At 55.3% G+C, this 17,513-nt stretch carries 16 protein-coding genes and 1 riboswitch; of the genes, 12 read left to right on the forward strand and 4 right to left on the reverse strand.

The features are described from left to right. Window positions 1–29: 29 nt before the first annotated feature. Both KSF73_12205 and KSF73_12210 read right to left on the reverse strand, forming a co-directional pair. Entirely contained in the window at window positions 30–575 is a 546-nt protein-coding gene (locus KSF73_12205; protein ID MBV1776471.1) for a peptidylprolyl isomerase, read from the reverse strand. Between the two features lie 584 nt (window positions 576–1,159). Then, window positions 1,160–1,666 (reverse strand): peptidylprolyl isomerase, encoded by a 507-nt coding sequence (locus KSF73_12210; protein ID MBV1776472.1) that lies wholly within the window; start codon window positions 1,664–1,666, stop codon window positions 1,160–1,162. Between the two features lie 535 nt (window positions 1,667–2,201). On the opposite strand from KSF73_12210, the gene KSF73_12215 reads away from it, so the two are divergent. The 7 genes from KSF73_12215 to KSF73_12245 all read left to right on the forward strand — a co-directional run bounded on the left by KSF73_12215 (window position 2,202) and on the right by KSF73_12245 (window position 9,881). Beyond that, entirely contained in the window at window positions 2,202–2,699 is a 498-nt protein-coding gene (locus KSF73_12215) for a DNA-deoxyinosine glycosylase (GenBank protein ID MBV1776473.1), read from the forward strand. A 114-nt stretch (window positions 2,700–2,813) separates the two neighbouring features. After that, window positions 2,814–3,236 carry an OsmC family protein gene (locus KSF73_12220; GenBank protein ID MBV1776474.1) on the forward strand — a complete coding sequence of 141 codons (423 nt, stop codon included), beginning with the start codon at window positions 2,814–2,816 and terminating at the stop codon, window positions 3,234–3,236. 9 nt (window positions 3,237–3,245) lie between these two features. After that, entirely contained in the window at window positions 3,246–4,118 is an 873-nt protein-coding gene (locus tag KSF73_12225) for a pirin family protein (protein ID MBV1776475.1), read from the forward strand. A 405-nt stretch (window positions 4,119–4,523) separates the two neighbouring features. Further along, complete coding sequence (gene infA, locus KSF73_12230; protein ID MBV1776476.1) at window positions 4,524–4,784, forward strand: translation initiation factor IF-1; 261 nt, start codon at window positions 4,524–4,526, stop codon at window positions 4,782–4,784. A 68-nt stretch (window positions 4,785–4,852) separates the two neighbouring features. Continuing rightward, window positions 4,853–5,035, forward strand: a riboswitch (FMN riboswitch). A 132-nt stretch (window positions 5,036–5,167) separates the two neighbouring features. Next, window positions 5,168–5,833, forward strand: a complete 666-nt coding sequence (gene ribB, locus KSF73_12235) for a 3,4-dihydroxy-2-butanone-4-phosphate synthase (protein MBV1776477.1) — start codon at window positions 5,168–5,170, stop codon at window positions 5,831–5,833. A 139-nt stretch (window positions 5,834–5,972) separates the two neighbouring features. After that, window positions 5,973–9,101, forward strand: coding sequence for a PDZ domain-containing protein (locus KSF73_12240; GenBank protein ID MBV1776478.1), 3,129 nt, complete (start codon window positions 5,973–5,975; stop codon window positions 9,099–9,101). A 123-nt stretch (window positions 9,102–9,224) separates the two neighbouring features. Beyond that, complete coding sequence (locus tag KSF73_12245) at window positions 9,225–9,881, forward strand: class I SAM-dependent methyltransferase (GenBank protein MBV1776479.1); 657 nt, start codon at window positions 9,225–9,227, stop codon at window positions 9,879–9,881. Between the two features lie 60 nt (window positions 9,882–9,941). Here the strand turns inward: KSF73_12245 and KSF73_12250 are convergent, their stop codons facing one another. Beyond that, the gene (locus KSF73_12250) at window positions 9,942–10,388 is read right to left on the reverse strand and encodes a hypothetical protein (protein ID MBV1776480.1); all 447 of its coding nucleotides are present in this window, start codon (window positions 10,386–10,388) and stop codon (window positions 9,942–9,944) included. A gap of 135 nt (window positions 10,389–10,523) precedes the next feature. Next, window positions 10,524–14,009, reverse strand: coding sequence for an EAL domain-containing protein (locus KSF73_12255; protein MBV1776481.1), 3,486 nt, complete (start codon window positions 14,007–14,009; stop codon window positions 10,524–10,526). Between the two features lie 283 nt (window positions 14,010–14,292). Here KSF73_12255 and KSF73_12260 point away from each other — a divergent pair, with 283 nt between their 5' ends. The 5 genes from KSF73_12260 to KSF73_12280 all read left to right on the forward strand — a co-directional run bounded on the left by KSF73_12260 (window position 14,293) and on the right by KSF73_12280 (window position 17,506). After that, entirely contained in the window at window positions 14,293–14,466 is a 174-nt protein-coding gene (locus KSF73_12260) for a hypothetical protein (GenBank protein ID MBV1776482.1), read from the forward strand. 79 nt (window positions 14,467–14,545) lie between these two features. Beyond that, window positions 14,546–15,562 carry a hypothetical protein gene (locus tag KSF73_12265; GenBank protein ID MBV1776483.1) on the forward strand — a complete coding sequence of 339 codons (1,017 nt, stop codon included), beginning with the start codon at window positions 14,546–14,548 and terminating at the stop codon, window positions 15,560–15,562. Next, the gene (locus KSF73_12270; protein MBV1776484.1) at window positions 15,544–16,419 is read left to right on the forward strand and encodes a hypothetical protein; all 876 of its coding nucleotides are present in this window, start codon (window positions 15,544–15,546) and stop codon (window positions 16,417–16,419) included. Before KSF73_12265 ends, KSF73_12270 begins: the two co-directional genes overlap by 19 nt. Next, the gene (locus tag KSF73_12275; protein MBV1776485.1) at window positions 16,416–16,946 is read left to right on the forward strand and encodes a hypothetical protein; all 531 of its coding nucleotides are present in this window, start codon (window positions 16,416–16,418) and stop codon (window positions 16,944–16,946) included. The genes KSF73_12270 and KSF73_12275 overlap by 4 nt, the downstream gene beginning before the upstream one ends. Further along, entirely contained in the window at window positions 16,943–17,506 is a 564-nt protein-coding gene (locus KSF73_12280) for a redoxin domain-containing protein (GenBank protein ID MBV1776486.1), read from the forward strand. The genes KSF73_12275 and KSF73_12280 overlap by 4 nt, the downstream gene beginning before the upstream one ends. The last annotated feature ends 7 nt before the right edge of the window (window positions 17,507–17,513 follow it).

Consider the following 17,513-nt stretch of genomic DNA (forward strand, 5'->3'; position numbering starts at 1 on the left):
ATGGGCAGCCCACACTGGGGATGATGGGTTTACTTCAGTTGATATACCCAGTAAATAACGGGAGGCACATCAGGTATGCTCATCTCTCCGCCGGTCGACTCCACCTTCAGACTCTTCATGGCAGGAATCGTTGTGCTTGTACCGTTAATGACACTACCGAATACCGCATATCCCGTGTTGCCATTCGAGGCCGATGCATCCAGCTGGCTTCTATTGTCTACAAAATTGATATAGAACTGACTGGTCGCACTATTCGGGTCATTCGTTCTGGCCATGGCGATGGAGTACATCGTATTGTGCAGGCCAGTCAACGATGTAGGCTCAAGCTGGATGGGCAAATATGGTGGCGTTTTTTCAATAAACTGACCGGGAAGGTAGGTATACCCGCCCCCCTGACCGACAAATGATGCCACGATGCGATGGAATACAGTGCCACCATAAAAGCCTGAATTCACATATCTCAGAAAGTTAGCCGTAGTAATCGGCGCCTTGTCGTTCGCCAATCCAAAGACCAGCTCCCCAACACTCGTCTGCATACAGACTGTCTGCCCCGAATATGCGGTGGAAATTGCCATGCCCACTGCGCTGCACGGCCAAGGCTGTGGCGTAGTCCCTACCGCACCAGCACTATCCCGCACCCAGATATACTTCGGTGTAACAGGCAAAGTGGACGAGACCGTCAGCTGATTACTGGCATTGAAACAGCTATCTGTTGCCGCTGGTGCGGTTGCACTCTGGTTCATGCAATAGCCATTGATACCTGCTTTGGATGTCGCAATCACTGTGATGGTGATCTGGCCATTCTGTGGCTGTGACACACTCAGGTTGGTGATCGCCGGAGCGCCAGAAGGCGGAGGGGTTGGAGTGGGGGTTGGGCTTGGAGTGGGCGCAGGCGTAGTTCCACCTGATGAGTCGCTTCCACCGCCACAGGCAGCGAGTGTTACCAGTACCGGCATCAACAGAATATGCTTTAATGAACGCTTCATTTGATATCTCGTGTAAACACAACAGACAACACTGCAAAGCGGATCAATGAGCAAAAAATTGCCTGTAAGACCGCGTCAAGTCGTACATCAGGCCGCAGACGGCGCACTCCATGAAGCAAAGCACGCCGACCACAACACCTGGTGATGGGTAGGCCACACTGGGGCTAACGGGTTTACTTCAGCTGATAAGCCCAGTAAATGACAGGTGGCTTGATTGGCAAGCTGACTTCGCTACCATTGGATTGCACCTGCGTGCTTTGCAGCGCTGTGGTTGTGGTGCCAACTCCGGAAATTACACTGCCAAAAACAGCATAACCAGTATTAGCATTGGATGCAGATGCATTCAAAAGGCTGCTGTTATCTACAAGATTGATGTAGAACTGGCTAGTCGCACTATTCAACACATCCGTTCTGGCCATTGCGAGTGTATAGGACGTATTGCTCAGGCCGGTAGTCGTGGTCGGCTCAAGGGCAATCGGGTCGAAAGGCGTGTTTTTCTGGGAAAACTGGCCGTTCACAAATGTATAGCCACCGCCCTGAGCAACAAAGGTTCCCATGATGCGATGGAAGACAGTTCCGCTATAGAAGCCCGCATTCACATACTTCAGGAAGTTGGCGGTGGTAATCGGCGCCTTGGCATTCGCCAGACCGAACACCAGCTCGCCCACGCTGGTCATCATGCAGACGGAAGAACCCGCAGTGTAAGCGGTTGAGGCTGCAATCCCCGCTGTACTGCACGGCCAGGGCTGAGTCGCAGTGCTCACATTACCTGCGGCATCCTTCACCCAGATGTAGTAGGGTGTTGCGGGTAACATCGCTGGCAAGGTGAATTGATTACCGGCCTGGAAACAACTGTCGGTCGCAAGTGGCTGTCCCGATTTTTGTGTCAGGCAGTAACCTGCGGCGCCCACATTGTCGGTCGCCGTCACCGCCAGTGTCACCTGACCGTTGCTTGGCTGGGTTACACTCAGACCGGAGATGAGTGGCGGTGTCGTATCCGGCCCACCATTTCCGCCATTGTCAGTCGTTCCGCTCCCTGCACCACCACATGCAGCAAGTGCTACAACCAGTGGCATCAAGGCAAGGTATTTGATTGAACTTTTCATCGTGACGTCTCTAATATTGACCAGCAGACCAGGCTGCAAAGCTGGACAGTATAAAACGTCTGAAACCGCTCATGCCATGTACACTGAATTGAGTTTCCATTCATGCATCATGATTGATACACCACGCAAATCCTGCTTTCCACCCGTCGTCAATTCCGGTACGCACATCCTGATCCTGGGTAGTCTGCCGGGAGATGCTTCACTGACCCTTCAGCAATATTACGGACATCGGCAAAACAAATTCTGGGAGCTCATCGGTGCAGTGATCAATGTCGATCTGCGCCCCCTGCCCTATGATGACCGCTTGCAGCGTTTGCTCGAACAGGGTGTCGGGCTGTGGGACGTCATTGCCGAAGCCGACCGCAAGGGTAGTCTCGACTCGGCCATCCGCAACGAAGCAATCAATCAGTTGACAGCATTGATCGCGTCACTCCCCGAACTCAAGGTGATCGCCTTCAATGGCGGAACGGCTGCGAAAATCGGGCGGCGTCAGTTAAGCCATCTGACACATCAATACACCTTGCTTGATCTGCCATCTAGCAGCCCAGCCTATACACTGGCTTACCCGGCAAAGCTGGCAGGCTGGATGACGCTACGTTCGTCATGAACCCCGCCACATGTGGCGGGAGGGGCAGACGAATTAACGCCCTCAGTCTGATAGACGAATGGCCCCGCACGCATCACAATCTGGGTCTTTGCAGTTTCTTCATCAGGAGTCCCCATGAGCACCACCTCCACCGTCACAGCCCGACTGGGTGACACCCCCTGGGAAGTCACGTTTACCGACGATCTAGGCCACACATGGCGGGCAGATGAGCCTGAATCAATTGGCGGCGCCAATACTGCCACCACCCCCGACCGACTGGTGCTATCCGGCCTGGGCTCCTGCACTGCCATCACCGTAAAGATGGTTGCAGTACGCAAACAGATTCCACTGGAGGGAATTGAAGTCGATGTGCAGCTCAACCCCGACGGCAAACCTGAATCCGGCAATGATCTGGTGCGCACCATTCGCTTACAGGGCAATCTGGATGATGATCAGCGTGCCCAGCTTCTCAAGGCTGCCAATGCCTGCCCGGTTCACAAACTGCTGACCGGCGAAATCCGCATTCACACCAGTATGCAGCAAGCAGCGCCAAACTAAGGAACAGACATGACGCACTTCCAGCGCATTCAGCCGCCCCGCAACGATCTGGGGGAAGGCATGATGGTTATCCGCGCGCTGCCCACCCGCCATCAGCGTACCGTGGGTGCCTGGTGCTTTCTCGATCACATCGGCCCGGTTGATTTCCCGGCGGATCGAGGCATGCATGTGGGTGCTCACCCTCACATCGGTTTGCAAACCTTCACCTGGCTGATCGAAGGCACAATCCATCATCGCGACAGCCTCGGCAACGACATGATCATTCGCCCCGGTGAAGTGAATCTTATGACAGCCGGCCACGGTATTTCGCATACAGAGGACTCGCCAGAGCACGGCCAGCGATTGCACGCAGCGCAGTTGTGGATTGCCCTGCCAGCCGATCAGCATGATTGTCCGCCCGCATTCGAACACCATGCGGCTCTGCCGGCGTGGTCGGAGTACGGCGCGCGCTTTACCTTGCTGGCCGGCAAATTTGGCGATCGGCAATCACCCGCCGGAGTACGCAGCCCTCTGATCGGTCTCGATATTGTTGCCGACAGCAATGCCAGCCTGACCCTCCCGCTTAATCCGGCATTCGAGTATGGCCTCCTGCCTCTGGTGGGAGAGGTGGAAGTGGCCAGTCAAAGGCTGGATCAGGATGAATTTGCATACATCCCGGCCGGACAAGCCAGCTTGTCCCTCACGCTGCCTGCAGGTCATCGTGCCCTGTTGCTAGGGGGCGAGCCTTTGCAGGATGAGCTGATCATGTGGTGGAACTTCGTGGGGTTCTCAAAAGATACGATCCGGAGTGCGCAAACAGAATGGGAACAAGGCAGCGCCCGCTTCGGCCAGATCGGCGATGACTCCGCCCGGCGTCTCGTAGCCCCGCCTCTACCATGGTGAGTGGCTTGGCCTGACAATCGCCAAGCCATTGCCCAGATCGCAATAAGTCGATGGCGTGACAGGGTATTTTCTCTGGCAGACCACCACATAGTAGCGTATCATTGAGCTCACGCATTCATGTGCGGTTTACTACGCTGCACATGAATCCCCACAGGTTCCAGTCTCAAGTTCCTCGCCTCGTTGGCCGATTTCTCTTTCTGATATCACATCCAGAAAGCGCTTCAGTTGATGTTCAAAGCGCTTGATGAGTCTGTTGGCTCGTAATGAAGCGTCAGGATGCACTTCAGTGCATCACAACCGGCATCTCACCATTCTGTTCTCGTCGCTCATTCAGGTTCGATTGCACTTTGGTCTTCCCCATTTCTGTCGGCAGTGTTTGCTGTCGACTCCAGAGGAGCACACGGCATGAAAGAAAAAGAAGGCACCGTTACATTTGAAGGCGTCGTGGTCGACAGCCTGCCTGAATCACGATTTCGCGTCACCCTTGAAAACGGGGTGGAAATTCTGGCCTATGGTTCGGGCAAGATGAAGATGCACCGTATCCGTATACTGACAGGTGACAAGGTTACCGTTGAAATGTCGCCCTACGACCTGACCAAGGGTCGCATTACCTTCCGTCACGCCACAGCAAAAATCGATTCCGGATTTACGCCCCGCAGACGCTAGCACCTCGCATTGCCCCTCAGGACATTCTTCACTACCATATCGCCACTGCTTGCCCATTCCGGCATGCAGTGCGTCTTCAGGGCGGGGTGGAATTCCCCACCGGCGGTAGCCGCAGCATGCTGCGGGAGCCCGCGAGCGCCTTCGGGTCCGGCCGCCGTGCTGCTTGAAGGGTCAGCAGATCCGGTTTAATGCCGGAGCCGACGGTCATGGCATGGATGCATGCCTCATAGTCCGGATGAAAGAAGACAACACCCGACCACCCCCTGATTTTGTCAGTGCGTGGGCGGTGTTTTGCCGTGCGTACGCCAGCGGTTGTTCCGGCACGTACCTGCGGTCTGCCCTGAACGCTTACTTGCCACTTAATCCGACAAGGAGCGTTTCATATGCAAGCCCTTCACCACTCAACCTTTACACATTACTTTCACACCACGACGCCCACCGAGCGGATAAATCGTGCACTTGCCGCCATGCGTGCAGGCAAAGCGGTTGTCTTGCTCGACGATGAAGATCGCGAAAATGAAGCGGATCTGATCGTCGCGGCCGAGCTGATCGATCTTCCCACGATGGCCACCCTGATCCGCGATTGCAGCGGCATCGTCTGCCTGTGTCTACCCGGCCACGCCATGGATGCGCTTGGGCTACCGCCCGTTTGTGCTGAAAACGGCAGTCGCTACGGAACCGCATTTACCATTCCCATCGAAGCACGGCATGGCGTGACAACAGGCGTATCTGCGGCCGATCGCGTCACCACCACACGTGCTGCCCTGACCCTCAATCCTGACAATATCGTGTCTCCCGGCCATCTTTACCCCATCCGCGCCGCAGATGGAGGCGTATTCGCACGGCGCGGCCATACCGAGGGTTCTGTAGATTTGGCGATGTTAGCGGGACTGCAGCCTGCCGCCCTACTATGTGAATTGATGCATCCGGATGGCAGCATGATGCGGGGCGATGCGGTAATTGAATATGCGCATGCACATGATCTGGCTGTGCTGACCATAGAGGATATTGTCCGATTCCGACACTCACTGACCGGCGCAGCAGCATAATCTGATTATGCCCCGGACTCCCTGCTCATTCCGGGTGGGATTCGGGGCAATTGCCTCTGGCATTACATGGCATAATCAAACGCTTTGATATTCGTCTGATCATCTGTTCATGTCTTTTAGCATCCCGTACACATCGCGCATGAGCCTCATTTTCTGCGCTTGCCTGATGGCATTGCCCTGCCTCGCAGATCCGCCCCTGCCTTATATTCGCATGCCCGCAACACAGGGCAATACCACCTATTTTGTTGCCGACGACGAAATCTGGCGGGTTGCCAATGAAGGTGGTTTGGCTACACGACTCAGCGCGCCGGGATTCACGCGCAAGCAGGCTTTTCCAGTTCCGTCGGCCGATGGTAAATGGATTGCATTTGTCAGACCACATGGGCAATTTGAAGAAATCTACCTCATGCCAGCAGAAGGTGGCACGCCACGCAGACTGACTTGGCGCTACCATCATCCGGAAATCTGGGGATTTGCAGACAATGGCGACATCCTGTTCAGTGATACCGACGGCCCCCCTGCTCGCACGCTGCTGACGGTGAATATGCACAGCGGTGTGGTCAGGCAGTTGCCCGTATCACAAGCGAGCGATGGCGCGTTAAGCACTAATGGCCATACCCTCTATTTCACGCGTGGCGGGATGAATAATCATGACAATGCCCGTTTGTATCGGGGTGGCGCACGTGGTCGCGTCTGGAAACTGGATCTGACAGGGCAGTCCGAGGCAGCACCGCTCCTGAAAGATGCGGGCGATTATGCATACCGTCCAATGCCCTACGCCTCTTCGCAAGGTGAGCGGATTGCGTTTCTGTCGGATCGCGATGGCACAGTCAATCTCTGGTCGGTGGGAGCAAACGGACACGCGCTCCGTCAGCACACGTTCTTTAAACAGCAGGACATCCGTCATGCCAGCCTGGATGGCCATCAGGCGGCGTTGGCAGTGGGTTCTGAACTGTACCGGATCGACCTGAATGATTCGCGCGATCACGGACGACACATCCAGCCCGTGCTCAATTCGCCCATGCAGGATCAAGCCGCCTTCGCCGCAGAGATTGATCCCGATTCCGTACAGCATGCTTTTGCGCCCGATGGACTGCATGCAGCATTCATCGCACGCGGGCGACTTGCCATTGCGGATCCAAATGGCGCATTGCACGAACGTCCCTACCCGGCCAATGGAGCATGTACGCTACCGCAATTCGGCATCGATAGTGCCAGCCTCTATGCACTGTGCAGTTTTTCCGGCGAGTATGGTGTCTGGCGCTTCCCGGTCTCCGGCGAGGTGCCTGCTCAACAAATCACGATCGGCCATACCGGCCAGCCAGAACTGGCCGCGATCTCACCCGATGGTCGACAACTCGCTTACACAGATAACCTTGGTCGCCTCTTTCTGGTGGAGGTGCATGGTACTCAGCCTGTGCCGCCCCGCCAGATTCCGCTGGATGCGCTGTCATCCTCTCCCAGTGAGCTGACCTGGTCACCAGACAATGTGTCCCTGATTCTAACGGCACCGGGCGCTGTGCCAGAGCGTGCACGCCTCCTGCATGTGCAGACTGCGACAGGGCGCCAGACCTGGCTCACCACAAGTCGCTACGCCTCATGGCATCCAGTCTTTAGTGATGATGGCAGTCGCTTGCTCTATCGAACAGAACGCGACTTCGGCGCTAGCCAGCATGCCAATCAGGCAGCTGACCGAGCCTTGAATGCGGGCCTTCGCTCATATGAACGTATGCAGATGATGGCATCCAAACCCGATACGGTGACGGGTCTGAGCGATCCGATGCCTTTCCCCTATCCATTGGCAAAAGTGCATCTCGATGATCAGCGCGTCTGGTTTGTGGACAACAACATACTGCGCACTTTTGCGCTGAATGCACCCAGTGTGATGACCGATCTGGCGCATGATGTGCAGGACTACACTCTCTCCAACGATCACACTCGCGCACTGATCAAAACCAGAGATGGCCAGCACATTCGCTGGCGCATCGTCACGCTCAACAATCATCTACCGGGCGACAGCCACCCTATCCAATTCGCAGACTGGCATCCCCGTATCCAGCCCGCCCAGGAATGGCAGGAAATTTTTGTCGATGCCTGGCGGCAACTGCGCGATCGTTTCTTTGATGCCGGTATGCGCGGACTGGACTGGCAGGCCATCCGGCAGCAATTTGAACCAGAACTGGCACGCGTCTCCACCGCACAGGAGTTGTATGATCTGATCGGACGCATGTCGGCAACACTGGGTGCCGGACACAGCACTGTATCGCCACCTGCACCACAGTTTGCGGTCAGCCTCGCGACCCTGGGCGCCTGGGTTTCACCGGTGAAGGGCGGCTGGCGCATTGATTCGATGCTGATGCACGATCCCGAACTGCCCCATCTTGCGCCACCACTCAACGCCGCACGAGAAGACATTCGTGCGGGCGACATCATCACCGCCATCAACGAACAGCCGGTCTCCGGCAAACCGCATCTCAACGAAGCACTCAGAGGAACCGCCGGCCACTCAACCACACTGACACTCATGCGCGGAGAAGACACGATCCAGCGTAGCGTTACCCCCGTTGCCATTACCGAGGAGCAAGATCTGCGTTACGCGCACTGGCGTGTACAAAGGGCACGCCTGACTGACTCCCTATCCAAAGGACGCATTGGCTACGTACATGTTCGGGATATGGCTGGACAAGGACTAGCTGACTTTGCAGATGACTTTTTTGGCGCACTCGACAAGGACGGGATCGTGCTCGATCTCCGCTATAACCTTGGGGGCGGACTCGATAGCGTGATTCTCGACCGGCTCATGCGCCAAGCCTGGGCCTTCAAACGCGAACGACTCGCCTCGTTGGGGGCACCCGTCACCAAATCCAGCCAGGCGTATCGCGGAAAACTTGCGGTGCTCATCAATGAGCAAACCTACTCCAATGGAGAATCCACCGCCGAAGCCATTCAGCGCCTGAAGCTGGGCACTGTCATCGGCATGCCCATTAGTGGCGCGGGGATGTCTCCGATCACGTTGACCATGCTGGATGGTGGCCAGCTTACGCTACCCACAATGACCAAGACCACACTAGATGGTAAAGAGCTGATCGAGGGGCGCGGCGTTCAGCCGGATATACGCGTCGACAACCTGCCTCGTGCTACCTTCAATGGTGAGGATGCACAACTGTCCGCCGCTATTGCCCTTCTATCGAGAGAATTGGCAGCGCACCCCATTCCGTCCCTGAAGGCACCGCAGTATCAGCGCCCCACAGGTCCCTTGCCACACTAGTAGCTACTTGCCGTGATGTTGCATGAATCTCCACGTGAGCAACCATTTACCATGCTTCCTGACACGGCAGTATGCTTTTGGGATAAAGTCAATTTATATGCTTTTATTTGAATGACTTGCACAATGCCCGACCATCCTCCCGCATCCGCATCAGGCGTGCTATACAGTCCAGCCGAACTCTTCGATCGCCATGCCAAACGCTATGCAGATCACTACTTCGATCTGCACGAGTACGATCGCTATTACAGCAAGTGGCTTTCCCAGGTGCGAAAAGGTGGACAGGTGATTGATGTGGCGTGTGGCCCGGGCAATGTCAGCGCCTTTATTCGGTCGGTACGACCCGATTTGCAGGTCACGGGCATCGACATCGCACCCGGTATGATTGCTGAAGCGCAAAGGAGAGTGCCCGATGCCACTTTCCTGGTAAGTGACTGCCGAGATATACCTCTGCTCGGTCAAACTTTTGATGGTGCCGCATTCGCGTTTGGATTGAGCTATCTGGATGATCAGGCTGCAGCTGCCACATTGCAGGCCATATACGATGTTCTCAGCCCCAATGCACCGCTCTATCTATCAACACTTTCGGCCACAAAAACACACACGCTGGTTCAGTCGTCCAGCGCGGGGGAGCGTATGCTGATGCACTACCGAACGCCCGATGCAATACTGGCGCACATCAGTCGAGCAGGATTTATGCTGGTATTCGATACATTGGTAGCCAGCCCCAGTACCGCACGATTTGCGACTGATGACCTCATTGCACTAGCTAAACGCGTTTAAGTGCCATTGAGCAAGTCCAGCTCATCGCATGACGACGGTACTCGAACTGAACGCAGTGGATTAACGCGCCGCTTGTCGGTGAGCCTTTGACCAGACATGCGTATGATCATCGTCAGCATCATGGCGCCATGGCTTGTGCTCTAGATGCGCCAATGCCCCACCTCCAGCGGGCACTGCATGCAACCTAAAGCGCAGCACAGATTGACCGAACGCCTGCTGACCATGCTGCACTCTGCACAAATCTTCAGCTTCATTTGCGTAAATCGGTGAATGCGGATCATAAGCTGTCAGCTTAAGCGCGGCCAGCACGGCAATCGCAGCCGCCCCCGCAATCAGCACATCCAGACCGCCTAGCTCGCCCTCTACTCCGAATAAAAGATAGGCGGCCAGCGAGCCCGGTATAGTCAGGAGAAGCAGCGTCAGAAACGGCCTGAGCCAGTGCGTTTGCCCGACCGAACTGGCGTCGGGTACCCGTTGAACATGCACGGCTTTCAATGCAGCATTCATGATGTCTCCACTGGCGCTAGGGGCGCGCCTATCTAGGCAGATATAGCCAATATAGGCACAGCAGCAGAGCAGTCAACGCAAACTTGCCGGCTGGCAAGTGCCGTTTGTCAGATACGCATAAAATGCACAAGCCGTTTACGCTTGAGGCGCCGGATAAGGCCGGGTGGGTAGATAACGCCAAGGCTGGTGCTGCTGCCAGTCCCTCACCCATACAGGGAAGTCCTCGGCAGGCATGGGTCTGGCAATGCCAAATCCCTGCACCAAACGACATCCGAGGTGCATCAGCTCCAGTCCGTGATCCATGGTTTCCACGCCCTCGGCAATCACCTGCAGATTAAATGCATGCGCCAACTGAATCACGCCGGACACAATGCCCAAATCATCGCGGCTTTCCAGCATATCACGTACAAAACTCTGATCAATCTTGAGGGTATCCGCTGGTAAACGGCGCAAATGCGTCAGCGAGGAATAGCCCGTTCCAAAGTCATCCAGCGCAAATCGCACGCCAAGCTGACGGCAGCGGTTCAGAATCAGAATGGCTTGTTCCATGTCTCCAATCGCCGCAGACTCCAGTACTTCCAGCTCAAAGTAATGCGCGGTCAGATCGCGATTTCGCTCAAGCACTGCGGACAAATGATCATAAAAGCTGGATTGCAGTAAATGGTAGGCACTGACATTGGCACTGACATTACACTGCAGCCCCTCCTCATGCCAGACAGCAAGCTGGCGAACGGATTGATCAATGACCCATTCGCCAAACGTCCGATCGAGATCGCTCCCTTCGATATGGGGAAGAAACTCAGCGGGATGAATCACGCCTTTCTCGGGATGATGCCAGCGCAGTAACGCTTCGGCGCCGTACACTGTGCCATCCACCAGATCGACCTTGGGTTGGTAATACAGACAGAATTCGCCACGATCCAAGGCCATCTTTAACGTATCCTGCTGATGGCGTCTGCTTTGCGCCTGACGATCGTTTTCCAGATCAAAGAGCTGATAGCGGTTCTTACCGGATTCCTTTGCTGCATACATGGCCTGATCGGCGTGCCGCAGCAAGGTATCGGCATCGACATGATCATCCGGATACAAAGCCACGCCGATACTGATCGACACTTGCAGGGGTTGTCCTTCGCACATCATGGGCAAGGCGCCGGCCTGAACGATTCGATCCAGAATCGTGATGCACTCCTGATTGCTGGCCAGTTCCAGCAAGATAATGACGAACTCGTCTCCGCCTACACGTGCCAGCGTATCTTCTGCACGCAGCATCGCTTTGAGATTGTTGGCTAGTGTCACCAGCATCTGATCACCGGTCGCATGGCCGTACACATCATTCACCGATTTAAAGCCATCTACATCCAGATAACAGATGGCACAGGCTCGGTTCGTTCGCTCCGAACGTGCAATCGCCTGGGTCAGGCGATCAGACAGCAAACGTCTGTTAGGCAAGCCGGTCAGGGCATCGTAGTTGGCAACGCGATCAAGCTCTGCCTCGTGTGCCTTCAGTTTACTGATATCGGTGAATACGGCGATGTAGTATTGCGATTGTCCATTTGCGTCTCGCACCGACGAAATAGACAGCATTTCGGCAAACACTTCGCCATTTTTGCGTCGATTCCAGATTTCGCCCCGCCAGAAGCCATTTGCATGGATATCTCGCCACATCCCCTCATAAAAAGCAGGGCCTTGCCGGCCGGATGACAGGATGTGCGGATTTTTGCCCAAAACCTCATCAGCCGAATAGCCCGTAATTCGCGTAAAACTTGGATTTACGCGCCGAATTGCCATATCCGGCCCGACCACCATGATGCCCTCGTAACTGCTTTCAAAGACAACGCCCGCCTCTCTCAGGAGGATTTCGTGCTGCCGCTGCACCGTGACATCGGTAATTGTCCCGACAATACGTTCGGCATGTCCCTCGCTATTGCGGCGAATGGCGCGCCCGCATAATCGCATCCAGCGCGTCTCATCAACCGGATAGGCAAGACGAAAATCAATCTCCAGCGCATCGGACTCACCCGAGATATGCATATCCATTTTATGAAGGGCTGCAGCACGATCTTCTTCAAGGATCAGATCACTGATTAAGTGCCCGCAGTTTTCTGTTGTGCGCTGCAAACCGACAACTTCATAAAAGCGTGGGGATCGATACACCTGGTCAGAGCGTACATCCCAGTCCCAGAACCCATCACTGGTCACTTCGATCACGCGCTGCAGTCGCTCCTCACTTTCGCGCAATCGTGCTTCTGCAGCTCGCATAGCCGTGACATCCTGCAACGTGCCGCGCAACCCGATCATGTCGCCGTTCGGATGTCTGATCACCTCACACAGCGACACCACATGCCTGTGCTCTCCACCGGGCTGCACAATCTCGGCATTGCACTGAAAGGACTCGCCATCACTGACCGCGCGCTCAATTGCCTGCGATAATATGCCCCAGCTTTCGTCGGTATACAGATGGCTAAGGTCGGAGTAGGCACGCGCACCGGAATCGGGCGGCAATCCGTAGATTTCATAGACTTGCGCTGACCAGATATGTTTGCCAGTAGACAATTGCCATTCCCAGCTCCCCGTGAGAGAGAGCCGTTGCGCCTGGCGGAGGGCGTCTTCACTGGTGCGCAGCGCAAGCTCGGCCTGCTTTTGCGCTGTGATATCACGCGAAATGCCGAATAAGCCGCATACCTGTCCATCCGGATCACGCACAGGCCCTTTAGTTGACAGGAAAATCCGCTGTTCACCCCGGTGAGTACACACATCTTCCTCAGCCGTTCTCACCTCACCACCTGAGATAACCGCGTGATCACGCTGACGGATCAACTCGACTGACGGCGCATTGAAAAATGCAGCATCACTTAATCCGACCATCGTATCGGGTGGGACGCCGACAAAATCTGCCCCTGCCTGATTGGCCATCAGGTAGCGACCATGAATATCCTTGATAAAAATGGCATCCGATGTGCCGGAAATCACCGCCTTCAGTAGCTGGGCGCTTTGCTTTTGCCTGCGCAGCGCTTGGCGCATCGATTCGGACGTGATGCTCACAATCCACCCCACCACAAACAGCATGGCAAGCTGAAAATGCAGGCGTGACAGGGAGTCAGCAGAAAGCGATTCGGGGGAAGCAATCACATACGCCCCCGATACGGACACCAGTGTTGCGACCCCGCCAGGCCCCAAGCCCCCGATCAGGGCACAGATGGTGATGGGTACCATGTATAGAATCAGCAAGGGGTGATCATGCAGCGTCGCGAGCCCCTTGCTACGAAGCAGCAGCATTGCAAGCGGTAACACAATTGCGTAGAGGTACGTCCCCCAGCGGATGTGGCGATGTCCGCTTGTCTCGCCTGCCAGATGGCCACTGAGCACCACTGCTCCGCCATCGGGAACATGCGCGGGGACTGAACGCAGTGCCAGATAGAACCCTGCCGCCGTGACCAGAATAAAGAATAAGCCCTTATAGGTCGATATTTTGACCAGCGCTTCCTTGCTGAGCACATTGGACAACAGCTGGTCGGAGAGTACGATCCATAGGCAGGCAAACATCACATAGCCGCCCACCGCCAGCGCGATGTGGCGGGTGCGTCGTCTGTGTCGGAATCGCCTTCCCAGTCCGCGAAACATGCGGATCCCCCAAAAAATCGCCTCCGTCGACGCACGCCACATACCCTGAATCGTCGACCAGCCAATACCTTGTCACCTTCAGTTATAGGTCAAGTCCCTGCAGACGGATGGAAGAATGGCGCACCACCCAGAAAACACAATCAACATGAATGCAACAATAGTTGCAATTTATTGCAGTGCACATTGACGCATGCCGAGGTAAAAAATATCGTCTGACACACCACCAAACCGGTGGCACACCTGAAGCTGCAATTTCACCCTGACCAAAAGAAAGGTTGTAGAAATGAAGAATCAACAAGCATCCAAGCTGTTTGCGTTCAAGCTGGTGGACAAGAAGCAAGACAAGCAAGAAGCCCAATGGCAAGTTCGCAACAACGTCTCCACCGCCGGTTGCAGTGGTCCGGATGCTCGTGCGCCACGTCCTGGTAGCCGCACCGACAACGGAATCTGGTGCTAATTCAAGCATCTGCATCAATCGAAAGCCTTGCCTGACTGGCAGGGCTTTTTGATTCTTGAGGGTCTGGAACGGAATGAAAATGGATCGGCCGCATATTCTCATCATCTCCAATAGTATGGATCTGCATGCTGACCTGGTTGAGATTCGCCTCAATGCGCTGGGCGCCCCCACCTTCCGCATCAACCTCGATTGCTACCCACGCGACTATCGCCTGAATCATGCCTGGATGCAGCATGACATGCTGCGCACCATCCGGCATTTGCCCAGTGGCCACATGATCAATCTGGATGATGTCGGCGCAGTGTGGCTCAGAAAATCCGGCGAGTTTGCGTTTACCAGCGATGATTTGGGCGCTCAGGAAATCGCGTATGCACGTCAGGAAGCCGAACATGCCTTATTCGGGCTGCTCTACACGCTTGATTGTTACTGGATGAGCCATCCACTGGCACTACGCGGAGCCATGTGGAAAGGCGAACAATTACAGCGAGCCGTGCGCTTTGGCTTTCTGATTCCGGACACACTGGTGAGCAATCATCCGGAGGCGGTTGTCCAATTTCGCTCTGCCATCCGGGGAGACATGGTATTCAAGGCACTCTCGAGTCCGCATCTTGGCGCAGAGTCTGTCCCCGAAGACGTGCAGGTCAACACGGGAATTGGCACCACCGTGGTGGATGATGACATGATGACGCACATTGATGCCGTGGCAGAGCTACCGTGCCATTTTCAGGCATACATTCCCAAGGCGTATGAACTCCGTGTCACGGTAATCGGTCAGCATGTCTTTGCGGCCAAGATTCTTTCTCAGCAAGATGAACGGACGCGTATCGACTGTCGTGATATGCATGCCGAGATCCCCTACGAGGCCTATATATTGCCGCCTGCACTCGAGCAGCGCTGCCGCGATTTCGTTCATAGCTACAAGCTTCAGTATGGCGCAATCGACCTGATCGTGACGCCCGACGGCGAATGTGTTTTTCTCGAAAACAATCCGGTCGGGCAGTTTCTCTATATCGAGGAACTGATTCCCCAATTCCGTATGATCGACACCCTTGCACATACGCTGATGGATGCCAGTACATGCACGCAAACAATCTAGATGTAAGCGCAGCGATTCACGCAATCGAAACGGCTCGCGAAAGCAAGGTACTGGTATTGGCTGCCAGTCATCTTGAAATGGATTTACTACCCACGCTATACGATGTACTCAACTCGATCGGGCGCACCAAGCGTCTGGATGTGATTCTGCAGTCGCGGGGCGGCGAGGTGAATGCTGCGCGACGGATTGCCCTGTTGTTGCGCGAGTATTGCAAACATCTGTCCGTTCTCGTGCCATGGCGCTGCGAATCTGCCGCGACGATTCTGTCACTGGCTGCAAACGAGATCCTCGCAGGCCCGCTAGCGATCTTCTCGCCCATCGATCCGCACCTGCATGGCGGTGAAGACGGGCAGCAGGCGCTTTCCAGCGAAGACATCCGCCTGTTTGCCAGAATGAGTGAACACTGGTTCGGACAGGATAGCGTTACCGCGCACGCTCAGGCTTGGTCAACACTGTGCAATCAGATTTTTCCCACCTCACTCACCGCGTTTTACAGAGTCACAGAGGAAGTGCTGTCTATCAGCACCGAGCTGCTGCAGTTTCCGCTTGCGCATCTCGACAAGCAGCAACGCAGAGCGATTGCCCAGGCGCTTGCGCAGAGCTGGCATTCGCACGCCTATGCGCTCACTCTGGATGAGATGGCCAATATGGGGCTGAGCATCCGTCATCTGGGCGATCTCGAACAGGATACGTGGCAGATCTCGCGCGCACTGCAGCGCATGGTAGGCGGTGCCTGTCGCGCGTCCGAAACCGACAGCTGGATCGACACTGCACTGATCACCCGCACCCATATGCATACTCGCGTGCGCACGCCAGACGATATGCGCCCCAGCTGGCAAACCGAGGCAGTCCAATGAGCCTGTCCCCCATCGTCTACGATCTCATCCGTTCAACAACGGGCTGTCTGCTCCTTGCGGCCGCAGGCGGCAAACTCGCGACACTGACCCAGTTTCGTCATCATTTACACGAATCCTTCCATATTCCCCGGTACTTCACAGGGTATGTGGCGAGCATGCTTGTTGCTGTCGAAAGTATGCTGGCCTGCGCCTGCATCGGCATAAACACCTCGATAGCCGTGCCTGCCTGTCTAGCACTGTTCGTCGTACTCACTACCCTGCTGATCTGGCGCTATCTGACATCCAGCCTAGTGCGGTGCAGCTGTTTTGGAGAATCAGGCAGACCACTTTCACACTGGGATATTGGACGGAATCTACTGATAATCGGACTACTCGTTTGTGCAACGCTATTACAGGCACAAGGACAGCCCCCTCTGCATCCGCATCTACTTAGTCTCGCCCTGTCATTCCCCTTGGCGCTGCTGCTGATCCATCTCCATGATGTCGCGACGATTGTCCAGCAATATATTCAGGAAGCCCACGTATGAATGCCGTCTTTCTGCTTCAAGTTTCCGTGGCTGTACTGGCTTTGCTGCTTGCATTCAATCTGAAACTCTTGCTGATCCTGCACAGTAAGGTAAGCAAGCTAACAGATCGCGCCGCCATTGAAGATGCACCCGGCACTGGTGATGCACTCCCGCTGTTTGCAGGAACGCCACTCACCGCACCCCATACGCACAGAACAATCGATACCCCCGTTGCGCTCCTGTTTTTGAGCAGTGCCTGTCCCAAATGCGAGGCAAAACTCCCGAGCCTTGATGCCTTATTGCCATACGCACATGAAGCGGGGGTTGGCATCACCTTTGTCAGCCTTGAATCCACATGGCGCCTGAAACGATTTATTGGTCATACCGCGATGGCAGATCACACGCTGCAACTGACTGCTGCCGACTATCGCATCCTGAATCCCGCCCTGCTCTCGCCAGCCTACATATTTATCAATGGCGAAGGTCGGATCGAAGCGCGCGGAATGCTGGACGATGATAACTGGCACGCATTTGTACAGCAGTTGACACAGACCCGCACTGAACCCCAGCAGGTGATTTGATACCTAT

This window comes from Burkholderiaceae bacterium DAT-1 (assembly GCA_019084025.1).
Classification (GTDB): Bacteria; Pseudomonadota; Gammaproteobacteria; order Burkholderiales; family Chitinimonadaceae; genus DAT-1.

Excerpts from the sequence above, each read along its gene's own strand:
- KSF73_12205 (MBV1776471.1), bottom strand. The coding sequence starts at position 575 with ATGGCAATTTCCACCGCATATTCGGGGCAGACAGTCTGTATGCAGACG.
- KSF73_12210 (MBV1776472.1), bottom strand. The coding sequence starts at position 1,666 with ATGATGACCAGCGTGGGCGAGCTGGTGTTCGGTCTGGCGAATGCCAAG.
- KSF73_12215 (MBV1776473.1), top strand. The coding sequence starts at position 2,202 with ATGATTGATACACCACGCAAATCCTGCTTTCCACCCGTCGTCAATTCC.
- KSF73_12220 (MBV1776474.1), top strand. The coding sequence starts at position 2,814 with ATGAGCACCACCTCCACCGTCACAGCCCGACTGGGTGACACCCCCTGG.
- KSF73_12225 (MBV1776475.1), top strand. The coding sequence starts at position 3,246 with ATGACGCACTTCCAGCGCATTCAGCCGCCCCGCAACGATCTGGGGGAA.
- infA (MBV1776476.1), top strand. The coding sequence starts at position 4,524 with ATGAAAGAAAAAGAAGGCACCGTTACATTTGAAGGCGTCGTGGTCGAC.
- ribB (MBV1776477.1), top strand. The coding sequence starts at position 5,168 with ATGCAAGCCCTTCACCACTCAACCTTTACACATTACTTTCACACCACG.
- KSF73_12240 (MBV1776478.1), top strand. The coding sequence starts at position 5,973 with ATGAGCCTCATTTTCTGCGCTTGCCTGATGGCATTGCCCTGCCTCGCA.
- KSF73_12245 (MBV1776479.1), top strand. The coding sequence starts at position 9,225 with ATGCCCGACCATCCTCCCGCATCCGCATCAGGCGTGCTATACAGTCCA.
- KSF73_12250 (MBV1776480.1), bottom strand. The coding sequence starts at position 10,388 with ATGAATGCTGCATTGAAAGCCGTGCATGTTCAACGGGTACCCGACGCC.
- KSF73_12255 (MBV1776481.1), bottom strand. The coding sequence starts at position 14,009 with ATGTTTCGCGGACTGGGAAGGCGATTCCGACACAGACGACGCACCCGC.
- KSF73_12260 (MBV1776482.1), top strand. The coding sequence starts at position 14,293 with ATGAAGAATCAACAAGCATCCAAGCTGTTTGCGTTCAAGCTGGTGGAC.
- KSF73_12265 (MBV1776483.1), top strand. The coding sequence starts at position 14,546 with ATGGATCGGCCGCATATTCTCATCATCTCCAATAGTATGGATCTGCAT.
- KSF73_12270 (MBV1776484.1), top strand. The coding sequence starts at position 15,544 with ATGCACGCAAACAATCTAGATGTAAGCGCAGCGATTCACGCAATCGAA.
- KSF73_12275 (MBV1776485.1), top strand. The coding sequence starts at position 16,416 with ATGAGCCTGTCCCCCATCGTCTACGATCTCATCCGTTCAACAACGGGC.
- KSF73_12280 (MBV1776486.1), top strand. The coding sequence starts at position 16,943 with ATGAATGCCGTCTTTCTGCTTCAAGTTTCCGTGGCTGTACTGGCTTTG.